This window comes from Streptomyces altiplanensis (assembly GCF_053591575.1).
This window is the reverse complement of the sequence record NZ_JBSFUB010000022.1, coordinates 20,672-33,876: the sequence shown is the minus strand read 5'-3', so window position 1 is coordinate 33,876 and position 13,205 is coordinate 20,672. Positions and strand designations below refer to the sequence as shown.

Sequence of the window (13,205 nt, the reverse complement as noted above, 5' to 3'; positions counted from 1 at the left end):
AGTGCCCCCGGGACCGGCCCCGGGGTAGATGACGTTCGTCACGCCCCGGGGCGTCCTCCGGGGTCAGCGGATACCGACGGCCGCCAGAGCCCGCTGCTGGGCGGGGGTGGGGCTGGCGGGCCAGTAGAGGTAGCAGACGCCGCCTGTGCCGGACGCCACTTTCCCGCTCGCGTTGTAGCGCTTGGTGCGGAGCCAGATGTTCTCCCACTCGCGGCGCTTGTAGACCCGGCGTACGGCCTCGTTGCCGGGCGAGGCGGGGTCGTTCGCGATCACGTCGCCGTCGGGGGTGAAGCCGATGACGGTCATGAGGTGGCCCGCCGTGCCGTACCCCGCGCCCGTCAGCTCCTTCTCGAGGAAGGACTGCGAGGTGATGGCCGGGATGCCCGCGCCGACCAGCGTCTCCAGGTCGGCCAGCGAGTGGAGGCGGGTGACGACGGCGTTCATGTCCTCGTACGTCGCGGCGTACGCGGCGTTGAAGGGCCAGTTGCCGCACCCGTCGTACTGGTAGTCGAACGTGAAGCGCGCCGCGTGGCAGACCTGCGGGTCCGCGAAGGCCGGATCGACCCAGGCCAGGTCCTCGGCGGTGGGTTCGCGGCCCCAGTACTCGATGACCATCTGCGAGGAGGTGGGGCTGCACCACGCCTCGCCGCCGTTGTCGTACTCGGGGTACTGCCCGATGTGCGTGTTCTGCGAGTAGCGGGGGACGACGAGTTCGCGGGCGACGCCGGCCCGCGAGGCGGGCACGGTGAAGCGGTCCGGGACGTCGGAGGCCATCGCGCCGAGCCGCCACACGGTGGGGGTGAGGCCGGTGCCGGGCTTGCGGTGGAGGGTCAGCCTCAGCCGGTACGAGGCCAGGCGCAGGCCGGTGGCGGCGTCGTCGACCGAGAGGGTGTCGGTCCAGACGCTGCTGCGGCCGTCGCTCTGGCCGTCGACGGAGGTGCGCCTGATGTCGGCGTCCCCCGCCGCCCAGCGGCCCATCACGTACCAGGGCGTCGTGGTGCCGTCCGCGTAGGTGCCGCGCAGCTCGACCGCGATCCAGGTGCCGGCCGGGGTGTGGGCGTTCCAGGAGGCGATGATCTCGGTCGCCGGGACCGTGGAGCGGTGGACCGGGGAGGTCCACGTCGCGCTCTCCCAGGTGGAGGTCGCGCCGGTGTGCGGATCGGTGTAGCCGGTACGGGCCGACGGCACGGCGATGGCCAGTCCGGGCCTGCGGCCCCCGACGACCTTGGTACCGGCCCCGGCGCCGCCGCGCCAGTCCGTGGCGGAGGACCAGAAACGGTTGTCGACCAGCCGGGGCGCCGCGGCGCCGGTGGTGCGGGAGGCGGGCGCGGCGGTGGGGGCTGCGGTGGCGGATGCCGTCGTGGCGCCGGCGGACGCCGCCGCGGCGACGGCCGCCGCGGCGGTCAGGACGGTGCGGCGCGAAGCGGGTCTGGTCATGGGCATGGACCCCCAGTGGGATGCGGGTGCGCAAGCAGGTGCACGGCAGTGGGCCAACTATGGACGGTCGCGGCCGACTTCTGCCAGCACCCGGGACCGCGTCGCGCCACCAATATTGGTGTCGACCACTGGCGTGACCTGCGAGAGCGCGGGGGGGCAGGGGTGGTCCTAGGGTGGGAGGGGTGGAACACCTCGACCAGCTCGCCGCTTCCCTGCGCGCCCTGCCGCCCTCCTGCGGCCCGGTGCGCCTGATCGCGGTCGACGGGCACGCGGGCTCGGGCAAGAGCACCTTCGCCGCCCGGCTGGCGGCGGCGCTCGGCGGTGCGCCCGTACTGCACCTGGACGATCTGGCCACCCACGAGGAGCTCTTCGCGTGGACGGGACGGTTGCGCGAGCAGGTGACGGGCCCGCTCTCCCGGGGCGAGAGCGCACGGTACGCGGCGTACGACTGGACGCTGCGCCGCTTCGGGACCGCGCGGCCGCTGGGTCCCGCGCCCGTGATGCTGGTCGAGGGGGTCGGGGCCGGGCGCGCCGCCGTACGTCCGGATCTCGCACGGCTGCTCTGGATGGATCTGGGCGCGCGGGAGTCGTGGGCGCGGGGGCGGCGCAGGGACGGGCCGGCGCAGGCGGAGTTCTGGGACGGCTGGACGGCGGCGGAGACCCGCCATTTCACCGCGGACCCTTCGCGGCCGTACGCGGATCTGCTGGTACGGCAGTGCCAGGAGGGGTACGAGTGGAGGCCGGGGCCTTCTGCGACAGCGCGGCCGGACCATTCCGTCACGCTCCGCGACTGCCTGCTCCCGCCCTCGGAAACGGCCTGAAAACCTCCCCCGTGAGTGCCTCAACTCCGCTTGACCCAGGGGGCGTACAGGTCTTACGTTCTCAATGTGCGGCTTTTCGAGGCCGCCGCAGACGCGAAGCCCCCGGTTGTTCCCCCGTGATCGGGGGCTTCGCTCTGCCCCCGTCACCCCTCTCGGGGCGCCAGGTGAGGCGATTCGCTCACTCTCGGTCACCGCCGCTTCCCGGCCTGCGCCACCCTTAGGCTCGGGCCTCCCGCACAGGTACGATGCCCTTCGGTGCGGTCAAATCCCGTTCGTGGCAAAGCGGTTCTTGAGACCTGCTGCCGGGCGCAGCCCGACGGCACATCACGGGGGGCACGGTTCGTGGGGGACGTGACGGAATTCGGCACGCAGGGCGTGAACGCCCCGGCCGACCTCGCCTGGCTGCGTGGTGTCGACGCGTACACGATGGGCGCGTACCCGCAGGCCGAAGAGGAGTTCAGGGCCGCCGTACGGATGGACCCCGGCATGGCCGACGGCTGGCTCGGACTGCACGCGCTGCGCGTCGACACCACCACCGCCCTGCTGCGCATGTACCGCCACCGCGAGCGCTTCGGCGAGCAGCGCGCCCGCCACCGGCGGACCCTCAACTCGTGGTACTGGCTGGGCTGGTGGGTCCAGCCCGTCCTGGAGAAACCGCGCGACCTGCTGCTCGCGCACGCCTCCCACTGGCTCGACGGCCGCCATGTTCCCGAGCTCGACCGGGCGCTGGCCGGACTGCCGCCGGTGGACGCCGATCCGCAGGTGCGGTTCCTGCACGCCTGCCGTGCGTACCTGGTCAAGGACTGGGAGCAGCTCGTACGCCACACGGATCCGCTCGTCGACGACCCGCTGCTCGGCATCGAGACGGGGCTGTTCGGCGGCATGGCGCGCGTGCGTCTGGAGATGTACGGGCAGGCCGAGCCGATGCTGTCGGCCGCGCTGATGCGCTGCCGCAGCGAGCAGCCGCAGCGCAAGGAGCTGCGCTACTGGCTGGCCCGCGCGCACGAGGGCACCGGGCGCAGCGCGGCCGCGCTGCCGCTCTACCGGGCCGTGCACCGGGTGGATCCGGCCTTCATGGACACCTCGGCGCGGCTCGCGGCGATCGCCGAGGGGGACGGGTACGAGGACTCCGCCGGCTTCGCCACCGTGTCGCTGACCGGAATCGGCCAGGACGCGGTGGACGCGGCGGGCGACTCGGAGAGTCTGCTGGGGCCGGAGGTCCTGGAGGGGCGCGATCTGCGGCTCGGTGACGGGGGCCAGCCGCCGCCCGGCGCGGTGCCGGGCGCCGGGGACAGCGGCGTACGGGAGAAGGCGGGCATGGTGCCGAGGCCGGTGCCCAAGGTCTTTCCGGCCGGTCCCCCGGATTCCGCGCTGCTGGCCGAGGCCCTGGCGGAGCTGGAGCGCATGGTCGGCCTCGAACCGGTGAAGCGCCAGGTCAAAGCGCTGTCCGCGCAGCTGAACATGGCCAGGCTGCGGGCCGGGCAGGGCCTCCCCGTCCAGCCGCCGAAGCGCCACTTCGTCTTCTCCGGCCCCTCCGGCACCGGCAAGACCACGGTCGCGCGGATCCTGGGGCGGGTCTTCTACGCGCTCGGGCTGCTCGGCGGCGACCATCTGGTGGAGGCCCAACGAGCCGACCTGGTGGGCGAGTTCCTCGGCCAGACCGCCGTCAAGGCGAATGATCTGATCGACTCGGCGATCGGCGGGGTGCTCTTCGTCGACGAGGCGTACTCCCTCTCCAACTCCGGTTACAGCAAGGGCGACGCGTACGGCGACGAAGCCCTCCAGGTGCTGCTGAAGCGCGCCGAGGACAACCGGGACCACCTCGTCGTGATCCTGGCCGGCTACCCGGAGGGCATGGACCGCCTGCTCGCCGTCAACCCCGGGCTCTCCTCCCGCTTCACGACCCGGGTGGACTTCCCCAGCTACCGGCCGCAGGAGCTGACGTCCATCGGTGAGGTGCTGGCCGCCGAGAACGGCGACGCGTGGGACGAGGAGGCGCTGGAGGAGCTGCGCAGCATCAGCGGGCACGTCGTCGACCAGGGCTGGATCGACGAGCTGGGCAACGGCCGTTTCCTGCGCACGCTGTACGAGAAGAGCTGTGCGTACCGCGATCTGCGGCTCTCCGGTTACGCCGCCACCCCCACCCGCGACGACCTGGCGACGCTGCGGCTGCCGGACCTGATGCAGGCGTACGGCGAGGTCCTGTCGGGGCGTGGCCCGGCGGACCGGGGGCGGCAGGAACCGCCCGCGCTCTGAACGCGCGCGGACGGTCCGCCCGTCACCCCACCAGGGCCGCCGGTCCGTCCGCTGCCGCCGTCGTGCCCCGGGCCAGCTGGGACACCACCACCCGGTGCGCGGGGTCGCGCACCTCGCCGACCAGCATCTCCAGCACGTCCTCCAGCGCGACCAGCCCGAGCACCCGCCCCGTCCCGTCCGCGACCTGCGCCAGGTGTGTCGCGGCGCGGCGCATCACGGTCAGGGCGTCGTCCAGGGGGAGCTCGGCGCCGAGCGTCGCCATCGGGCGCCAGACCTGCTGCGGCACGGCCCGTTCCCGCTCCTCCAGGTCGAGTACGTCCTTGACGTGCACGTACCCCATGAAGGACCCGCCGTCGGCGCACACCGGGAAGCGCGAGTAGCCGGTGCGCACCGTCAGCTCCTCGATCTCGCGCGGCGTGACCGAGGGGCCGACGGTGACCAGGGACGCCCGGTCGAGCAGGACGTCGGTGACCGGGAGGCTGCCCAGTTCCAGTGCGTCCTCCAGGCGCTCCTGCTCCCCCGGCTCCAGCAGCCCCGCCTGGCCCGAGTCCTCGACGAGCCGGTTGAGCTGCTCGCTGGTGAACACCGCCTCGACCTCGTCCCTGGCCTCGACCCCGAACAGCCGCAGTACCAGCCGCGCGCACGCGCCGAGCCCCGCGGTCACCGGACGGCACAGCCGTGCGAAGCCGACCAGGCCGGGGCTCAGCCACAGCGCGGTCCTCTCGGGCGCCGCCATGGCGAGGTTCTTGGGGACCATCTCTCCGACGACCAGGTGCAGGAAGACCACCACGGCGAGCGCGATCACGTACCCCAGCGGATGGATCATCCCTTCGGGCAGGTGCGCGGCGTGGAAGACCGGCTCCAGCAGGTGCGCGACGGTCGGCTCCGCGACCGCGCCGAGCGTCAGCGAGCAGACGGTGATGCCGAACTGCGCCGCCGCCATCATCTGCGGCAGGTTCTCCAGCCCGTGCATCACCTGCCGGGCGCGCGCCGAGCCGCCGGCCGCGAGCGGTTCGATCTGGCTGCGGCGTACGGAGACGAGCGCGAACTCGGCGCCGACGAAGAAGCCGTTCGCCAGCACCAGGAGCAGTGCGAACAGCAGTTGGACAGCGGTCATCGCACGGCCTCCGGGACCTGCGCGGCAACGGTACGGACGAAGCGCACCCGCTCGGCGCGGTAGCGGCCCACCCGGCGCACGGAGAGCCGCCAGCCGGGCAGTTCGGCGCGGTCGCCGGGGGCCGGAATGCGCCCCAGCAGGTCCGCGACCAGGCCGGCCACGGTCTCGTACGGCCCCTCGGGCACTTCGAGCCCTATGCGCCGCAGGGTGAGGACCCGGCAGCTGCCGTCCGCCTCCCAGGCCGGGCAGCCGTCCTCGGCGGGCGCCGCGGCCAGTTCCGGCCACTCGGTGTCCTCGTCGTCGTGCTCGTCCCGGACCTCTCCGACGAGCTCCTCGACGATGTCCTCCAGCGTGACGACCCCGGCCGTACCGCCGTACTCGTCGACGACGACGGCGATCGGCTGCTCGCTGCGCAGCCGCTCCAGGAGCCGCTGCACGGGGAGGGTCTCCGGAACCATCAGCGGTGGTACGGCGATCCGGGCCACCGGGGCCCGCCGCCTTTCGTGCACGGGCACGGCGAGCGCGTCCTTGAGGTGGACCATGCCCACGACCTCGTCGATGCGCTCCCGGTAGACGGGGAAGCGCGAGAGACCGGTGGCACGGGTGAGGTTGAGTACGTCCGCGGCGGTCGCGGAGGACTGCAGGGCGCTGACCTTCACGCGCGGCGTCATGACGTGCTGTGCGGTGAGTCCGCCGAGCGAGAGGGCCCGTACGAACAGATCGGCGGTGTCCTGTTCGAGGGCGCCGGCCCGCGCCGAGTGGCGGGCGAGCGAGACGAGCTCGCCCGGGGTACGGGCGGACGCGAGCTCGTCGGTGGGCTCGACGCCCAGCGTGCGCACGAGCCGGTTGGCGACCGCGTTCAGGAGCGCGATCACGGGCCGGAAGACGGTCGAGAACAAGTGCTGCGGTCCGGCGACGAACCGCGCGACCTGCAACGGCCTGGAGACCGCCCAGTTCTTCGGGACGAGCTCGCCGATCACCATCTGCACGGCGGAGGCGAGCAGCATGCCGACCACGACGGCGACGCCGGGCACTGCCGCTTCGGGTATGCCGGCCGCGGTGAAGGGGCCGGACAGGAGCTGGGCGAGCGCGGGCTGGGCCAGCATGCCGACCACCAGTGAGGTGATGGTGATGCCGAGCTGGGTTCCCGAGAGCTGGAAGGACAGCTCGCGCAGCGCCGCGACGACGGTACGGGCGCGCCGGTCGCCTTCGGCGGCGGCCCGTTCGGCGTCCTGCTTCTCGACGGTGACCAGGCCGAATTCGGCGGCCACGAAGAAGCCGTTGGCGAGGATCAGGAGGAATGCTGCGGCGAGCAGCAGGAGGGGGATGGTCATGCCGCCGCCCCGGAAGAAGGGGCGACGCGGATACTGCCGGACGATCCGTCCATTGCTGGAGGGAGTCACTCCTCGGGTCGCAGGTGCCCCGCGGGCCGATGGAGGCCCTGACATGCGGAGCGGGGCGCACTCGGCGCCGCCTTCCACAGAGTAAACGGGACCGGGCCGGGGCGGGCAGGGGCTCAGCCGGTGTGCGTGCCCGTGCCGCGGGATTCCACCAGGGCGCGCAGCGCGCGGGCGTCGCGGATGGCCTGCTGCTTGGCGACGCCGGGCTGGATGCCGAGGGCGGGCAGGCTGGTGCCGTCGCTGAGGTCGAGGAAGACCCAGGCGTCACCGGGGCGCAGGTTGACCCGCAGGATCTCGGCCCACTCCAGCCGGCGCCTGGTGGTCAGGTTGACCACCGTGACCCCGGACTCGTCGGCGACGATCTTGGGACGGCTCAGCAGCAGCAGTACGCCGAAGAGCAGCAGCGCGGTGAAGACGAAGGCGGCCCGCTCCCCGCCGCCGAGCGTGTCGAGGAGCAGGGCGACAGCGGTGATGACGGCGAACATCGCCGCCCCGACGGTCAGGAGGACGGCCCGGGTGCGGGTCGGCCGGAAGGTGACCGGCAGGGCGGGGAGCTCGGGCTGTGACACGGCGGTCGTGTTCCTTCGGGAGGCGCGGAGTGAGGGAGTGGGTCAGAGACGGCAGGCGTGGATGGCCGTGGTGAGGATGGCGCGGGCGCCGAGCTCGTACAGGTCGTCCATGACACGCTGGGAGTCCTTGGCCGGGACCATCGAACGGACCGCGACCCAGCCCTCGTTGTGCAGCGGCGAGATGGTCGGCGACTCCAGGCCCGGGGTGAGGGCGACGGCCGCTTCGAGGTGCTCGGCGCGGCAGTCGTAGTCCATCATCACGTAGCTGCGGGCGACCAGGACGCCCTGGAGGCGGCGCAGGAACTGGGACACCTTGGGGTCGACGGTCTCCTCGGCGGAGACGCCGGTGCGGCGGATGACGACCGCCTCGGACTTCATGATCGGCTCGCCGATCACTTCGAGGCCCGCGTTGCGCAGGCTGGTGCCGGTCTCGACGACGTCGGCGATGACCTGCGCGACGCCCAGCTCGATGGCCGTCTCCACGGCGCCGTCCAGGTGGACGACGGCGGCGTCGATGCCCTCGTCGGCGAGGTGCTTGGCGACGATGCCCTCGTAGGAGGTGGCCACCGTCATGCCGCCGAAGTCCTTGACGCTCGTCGCGGTGCCGGGCTTGGTGGCGTAGCGGAAGGTGGAGCGGGCGAAGCCGAGCTGGAGGATCTCCTCGGCGTCGGCGCCGGAGTCCAGGAGCAGGTCGCGCCCGGTGATGCCGATGTCGAGGCGGCCCGAGCTCACGTAGATCGCGATGTCACGGGGGCGCAGGTAGAAGAACTCGACCTCGTTCTCGGGGTCGACGAGGCGGAGCTCTTTCGACTCCTTGCGCTGCTGGTAACCGGCCTCATGGAGCATCTCCGACGCAGGTCCGGAGAGGGAGCCCTTGTTGGGGATGGCGATGCGCAGCATGAGGTCTGGTTCCTTCTGTGCGGTGGGAGTTCTGCGTGCGTACGTGAGTGAAGGGGGCGGAGCTCAGAGGTGGGCGTAGACGTCGTCGAGCGAGATCCCGCGGGCGACCATCATCACCTGGACGTGGTACAGCAGCTGCGAGATCTCCTCGGCGGCGGCTTCCTTGCCCTCGTACTCGGCGGCCATCCAGACCTCGGCGGCCTCTTCGACGACCTTCTTGCCGATGGCATGCACGCCCTTGCCCACCAGTTCGGCGGTGCGGGAGGTGGAGGGGTCGCCGGTGGCGGCCTTGAGCTGGAGCTCGGTGAAGAGCTCTTCGAAACTCTTGGGGGGTTTGTTCGCCATGATGGTCCTAAGAGTACGGGGTGGCCTGCGGACACTCAGCGCCAGGGTTCGGCAACCGTGCGCAGTGTGGTCGCGGTGGCGACGGCGGCGGTGACCGCCTCGTGGCCCTTGTCCTCGGTGGACCCTTCGATTCCGGCCCGGTCCAGCGCCTGCTCCTCGGTGTCGCAGGTCAGTACGCCGAAGCCGACGGGGACACCGGTGTCGACGGAGACCTGGGTCAGGCCGTTGGTGACGCCCTGGCACACGTACTCGAAGTGCGGTGTTCCGCCACGGATGACGACGCCCAGGGCGACGATCGCGTCGTAACCGCGGCCGGCGAGGACCTTCGCGACGACGGGGAGCTCGAAGCTGCCGGGGACCCGCAGGAGGGTCGGCTCGTCGATGCCCAGCTCGTGGAGGGCGCGCAGGGCGCCGTCGACGAGGCCGTCCATGACCTTCTCGTGCCACTGGGCCGCGATCACCGCCACCCGGAGGTCGCCGCAGTTCTTGACACTCAGTTCGGGTGCGCCCTTGCCGCTCACGCGTCTCTCCTTCTTGCTTGCTGACGTGGTTACTGGTTGCCGCAGGTGGAGGCGGAGGCGCCGTCCAGCCACGGGAGGTCGTGTCCCATCCGGTCCCGCTTGGTGCGCAGGTAGTGGAGGTTGTGCTCGCCCGCCTCGACGGGCATGGGCTCGCGTTCGAGGACGGTCAGGCCGTGCCGGACGAGCGCCTCGGTCTTCTCGGGGTTGTTCGTCATCAGCCTGAGGCTGTGCACGCCGAGGTCTTCGAGGATCTGCGCCCCGGCCGCGTAGTCGCGGGCGTCGGCGGGCAGGCCCAGCTCCAGGTTGGCGTCGAGGGTGTCGCGGCCGAGCTCCTGGAGTTCGTACGCGCGCAGCTTGGACAGCAGCCCGATGCCGCGCCCCTCGTGGCCGCGCAGGTAGACGACGACGCCGCGGCCGGTGTCGGTGATGCGCCGCATGGACGCTTCCAGCTGGGGGCCGCAGTCGCAGCGCTGCGAGCGGAAGATGTCGCCGGTCAGGCACTCGGAGTGGATCCGGACGAGGACGTCGTCGCCGTCGCCGATCTCGCCGTGGACGAGCGCGACGTGCTCGACGCCGTCGACGGTCGAGCGGTAGCCGTACGCCGTGAACTCCCCGAAGGCGGTGGGGAGCTGGACGGTGGCCTCGCGGCGGACCTTGGGGTCGGAGGTGCGGCGGTAGGCGATCAGGTCCTCGATGGAGATGATCGTCAGGCCGTGCTTGCGGGCGAACGGGATCAGCTCGGGCAGCCGCAGCATCACGCCGTCCTCGCCGGCGATCTCGACGATCGCACCGGCCGGGCGCAGGCCCGCGAGCCGGGCGAGGTCCACGGCGGCCTCGGTGTGGCCGTTGCGCACGAGTACGCCGCCGGGCTTGGCGCGCAGCGGGAAGACGTGGCCGGGGCGGACGAAGTCGCCGGCGGTGGAGCGGCCGCTCGCCAGGAGGCGGAGGGTGGCGGCGCGGTCGGCGGCCGAGATGCCGGTGGTGACGCCGTGTGCCGCGGAGGCGTCGACGGAGACGGTGAAGGCCGTGCTCATCGACTCGGTGTTGTGCTCGACCATCTGCGGGAGTTCGAGCCGCTCCAGCTCGTCGCTCTCCATGGGCGCGCAGATCAGGCCCCGGCACTCGCTCATCATGAAGGCGACGATCTCGGGGGTCGCCATCTCTGCGGCGATGACGAGGTCGCCCTCGTTCTCGCGGTTCTCGTCGTCGACGACGACCACGGGGCGGCCCGCGGCGATGTCGCGGACGGCCTGCTCCACGGGGTCGAGGGCCAGGTCCTCGGTGTTGTCGGTGCTGTACCAAGTGGGCAGGGCGCTCATGCTGCTGCTCCTTCCATGGCGGGCTCGACGCTCGGGCGCGAGCGCTGCCACCAGTCGTAGGCACCCCAGAGGACGAGGGCGAGGTAGACGACGTACACGAGGCCGGAGAAGGCCAGCCCGCTGCTGAAGGCGAGCGGTACGCCCACCAGGTCGACCAGCAGCCAGGCGAACCAGAACTCGACCAGGCCGCGGGCCTGGGCGACCATCGCGACGAGCGTGCCGACGAAGATGTACGCGTCGGCCCAGGGGCTCCAGGACAGCGACGGGTACAGGGTGAAGAGGCCGCCGACGGCCAGCGTGCCGACGGCCGCTCCGGCGAGCAGCAGCGCGCGCTCGCGCCAGGTGGCGAAGCGGACGGCGATCGAGCCGTCCTGGGCCTGCTGCCTGCCGAGCTGCCACTGGCGCCAGCCCCACAGGGCGACGCCGATGACGAGCAGCTGCTTGCCGACGCCGCCACTGAGGTTCGCGGAGGAGTACGCGGCGACGAGGACGACGCCGGAGAGGAACTGGGCGGGCCAGGTCCATATGGAGCGGCGCCAGCCGAGCGCGAGGGCGACCAGGCCGATGGTGTTGCCGATCATGTCGGACCACAGGATGTGCTGGTCGAAGGCGGTGAACGCCTCGCTGTTGAGCCAGGACACGGCGCTCACTTCACGGTCTCCTTCCGGCCGGACGGGTCCGCGCCGAGCAGCCGCTCGACGTACTTGGCGAGTACGTCCACCTCCAGGTTGACCTGGTCCCCGGCCTGCTTGATGCCGAGGGTGGTGAGGGCGAGGGTGGTGGGGATGAGGCTGATGGTGAAGTAGTCGTCCCCGGCCTCGACGACGGTGAGGCTCACGCCGTCGACGGTGATGGAGCCCTTCTCGACGACGTACCGCGCGAGCTCCGCGGGGAGCGAGACCCTGACGATCTCCCAGTGCTCGGACGGCTCGCGGCCGGTGATCGTGCCGGTGCCGTCCACGTGGCCCTGCACGAGGTGTCCGCCGAGGCGGCCGCCGAGCGCCATGGGGCGCTCCAGGTTGACGCGGGAGCCGACGGCGAGGGCGCCGAGGCTGGAGCGGGTCAGCGTCTCGGCCATCACGTCGGCGGTGAACTCACCGTCCCCGCAGTCCACGACGGTGAGGCAGACCCCGTTGACGGCGATGGAGTCGCCGTGCTTGGCGTCCTCGGTGACGAGCGGGCCGCGCAGGCGGAAACGGGAGGCGTCACCGAGGTTCTCGACGGCGGTGACCTCACCCAGCTCTTCGACGATTCCGGTGAACACTCAGTGCTCCTTCGATGCGGGGGTGGCGGGGACGGCGGTGATGCGCAGATCGGGGCCGATGCGGGCGGTCTCGGTCACGTCGAGCCGCAACGCTTCGGTGAGGGTGGTGATTCCGGCGTCGGCGAGGGCCGCGGGGCCCGCGCCGAGCAGTACGGGGGCGAGGTAGCCGGTGACCGTGTCGACCGCGCCGGCCGCGACGAAGGCCCCGGCGAGCGTCGGACCGCCTTCGAGGAGTACGGAGCGCACGCCGCGGGCGTGCAGGGCGGCGAGCAGCGCGTGGATGTCGAGACCGGTGGCGGCGCGCGGCAGCCGTACGACGTCCGCTCCGGTTTCGGCCAGGTGCGCCGCGCCGGCGTCCTCGGCGACCGCGATCAGTGTGGGCGCGGCGTCGTCCAGGACGCGGGCGCCCGGCTTGACGGCGGTGGCGTCGGTGTCGACGACGACGCGCAGGGGCTGGGTGGCGCCCGCGACGCCGCGTACGGCGAGGTGCGGGTCGTCGGCGCGCAGCGTGCCGGAGCCGACGATCACGGCGTCCGCCTCGGCGCGCAGCCGGTGGACGTCGGCGCGGGACTCGGCCGAGCTGATCCAGCGGCTGGTGGAGTCGGCCGCCGCGATCCGGCCGTCGAGCGTCGCGGCGTACTTCCACCGGACGTGGGGGCGGCCGAGGCGTACGGAGGTCAGCCAGGCGGTGTTGCCCGCCCGTGCCTCGTCCTCGAGCAGGCCCTGCTCCACCTGGACCCCGGCCGCGCGCAGGGTGTCGGCGCCGCCGGTGGCCTGCGGGTTCGGGTCCGCGACGGCGTACACGACGCGGGTGATCCCGGCGGCGAGGAGCGCCTGGGCGCAGGGGCCGGTGCGACCGGTGTGGTTGCAGGGTTCGAGGGTGACGTACGCCGTACCGCCGCGCGCCCGCTCCCCCGCCTCCCGCAGGGCGTGCACCTCGGCGTGCGGGCCGCCGGCGCGCTGGTGGAACCCGGCGCCCGCGAGCCGTCCGCCGGCGTCGAGGACGACGCACCCGACGACCGGGTTGGGGCTGGTGGAGCCGAGTCCGCGGGCGGCCAGCTCGATGGCCCGGCGCATGGCGTTCGCGTCGGTCGTGGCTGCTTCGGCTGCGGTGGCCACCGGGTCCTCCTGCCTCTTCGGGCACGGACTCCGGGGCTGTCGATGACGACAGGGAGCGGGATACGCCAACGGGTGCGTACGGGACGCCGTGGCCGGAAAAGAGGGGTCGCCCCGGGAGGGACGATCCGCACACCGCC

The 13,205-nt window shown here is 72.4% G+C and carries 13 protein-coding genes; 2 read left to right on the top strand and 11 right to left on the bottom strand.

Annotated elements, in window-relative coordinates:
• Positions 1-63: 63 nt before the first annotated feature.
• Positions 64-1,437, bottom strand: a complete 1,374-nt coding sequence (locus tag ACWD0Y_RS13230; RefSeq protein WP_450260445.1) for a peptidase C39 family protein — start codon at positions 1,435-1,437, stop codon at positions 64-66.
• A 182-nt stretch (positions 1,438-1,619) separates the two neighbouring features.
• On the opposite strand from ACWD0Y_RS13230, the gene ACWD0Y_RS13225 reads away from it, so the two are divergent.
• On the top strand, positions 1,620-2,258 hold the full coding sequence (locus ACWD0Y_RS13225; protein ID WP_450260444.1) for a uridine kinase family protein: 639 nt from the start codon (positions 1,620-1,622) through the stop codon (positions 2,256-2,258).
• A 342-nt stretch (positions 2,259-2,600) separates the two neighbouring features.
• Complete coding sequence (locus tag ACWD0Y_RS13220) at positions 2,601-4,514, top strand: AAA family ATPase (protein ID WP_450260443.1); 1,914 nt, start codon at positions 2,601-2,603, stop codon at positions 4,512-4,514.
• Between the two features lie 22 nt (positions 4,515-4,536).
• Here ACWD0Y_RS13220 and ACWD0Y_RS13215 read toward each other — a convergent pair whose 3' ends face one another.
• The 10 genes from ACWD0Y_RS13215 to ribD form a co-directional block, all read right to left on the bottom strand.
• Entirely contained in the window at positions 4,537-5,631 is a 1,095-nt protein-coding gene (locus ACWD0Y_RS13215) for a hemolysin family protein (RefSeq protein WP_450260442.1), read from the bottom strand.
• A complete protein-coding gene (locus ACWD0Y_RS13210) occupies positions 5,628-6,965 on the bottom strand; it encodes a hemolysin family protein (protein WP_450260441.1) in 1,338 nt (445 codons plus the stop codon). The genes ACWD0Y_RS13215 and ACWD0Y_RS13210 overlap by 4 nt, the downstream gene beginning before the upstream one ends.
• A gap of 182 nt (positions 6,966-7,147) precedes the next feature.
• On the bottom strand, positions 7,148-7,600 hold the full coding sequence (locus ACWD0Y_RS13205; protein WP_450260440.1) for a PH domain-containing protein: 453 nt from the start codon (positions 7,598-7,600) through the stop codon (positions 7,148-7,150).
• Positions 7,601-7,642: 42 nt separating this feature from the next.
• Positions 7,643-8,500: an ATP phosphoribosyltransferase gene (gene hisG, locus ACWD0Y_RS13200; protein ID WP_450260439.1), complete on the bottom strand. Its 858-nt coding sequence runs from the start codon at positions 8,498-8,500 to the stop codon at positions 7,643-7,645.
• 63 nt (positions 8,501-8,563) lie between these two features.
• Positions 8,564-8,845 carry a phosphoribosyl-ATP diphosphatase gene (locus ACWD0Y_RS13195; protein WP_093801904.1) on the bottom strand — a complete coding sequence of 94 codons (282 nt, stop codon included), beginning with the start codon at positions 8,843-8,845 and terminating at the stop codon, positions 8,564-8,566.
• A gap of 35 nt (positions 8,846-8,880) precedes the next feature.
• Positions 8,881-9,366: a 6,7-dimethyl-8-ribityllumazine synthase gene (gene ribH, locus ACWD0Y_RS13190; protein WP_093801903.1), complete on the bottom strand. Its 486-nt coding sequence runs from the start codon at positions 9,364-9,366 to the stop codon at positions 8,881-8,883.
• Between the two features lie 29 nt (positions 9,367-9,395).
• A complete protein-coding gene (locus ACWD0Y_RS13185; RefSeq protein ID WP_450260438.1) occupies positions 9,396-10,685 on the bottom strand; it encodes a bifunctional 3,4-dihydroxy-2-butanone-4-phosphate synthase/GTP cyclohydrolase II in 1,290 nt (429 codons plus the stop codon).
• Entirely contained in the window at positions 10,682-11,335 is a 654-nt protein-coding gene (locus tag ACWD0Y_RS13180; protein ID WP_450260437.1) for a nicotinamide mononucleotide transporter family protein, read from the bottom strand. The genes ACWD0Y_RS13185 and ACWD0Y_RS13180 overlap by 4 nt, the downstream gene beginning before the upstream one ends.
• Positions 11,332-11,949, bottom strand: coding sequence for a riboflavin synthase (locus tag ACWD0Y_RS13175; RefSeq protein ID WP_093801900.1), 618 nt, complete (start codon positions 11,947-11,949; stop codon positions 11,332-11,334). The genes ACWD0Y_RS13180 and ACWD0Y_RS13175 overlap by 4 nt, the downstream gene beginning before the upstream one ends.
• Positions 11,950-13,068, bottom strand: coding sequence for a bifunctional diaminohydroxyphosphoribosylaminopyrimidine deaminase/5-amino-6-(5-phosphoribosylamino)uracil reductase RibD (gene ribD / locus ACWD0Y_RS13170; RefSeq protein ID WP_450260436.1), 1,119 nt, complete (start codon positions 13,066-13,068; stop codon positions 11,950-11,952).
• Positions 13,069-13,205: the final 137 nt, after the last annotated feature.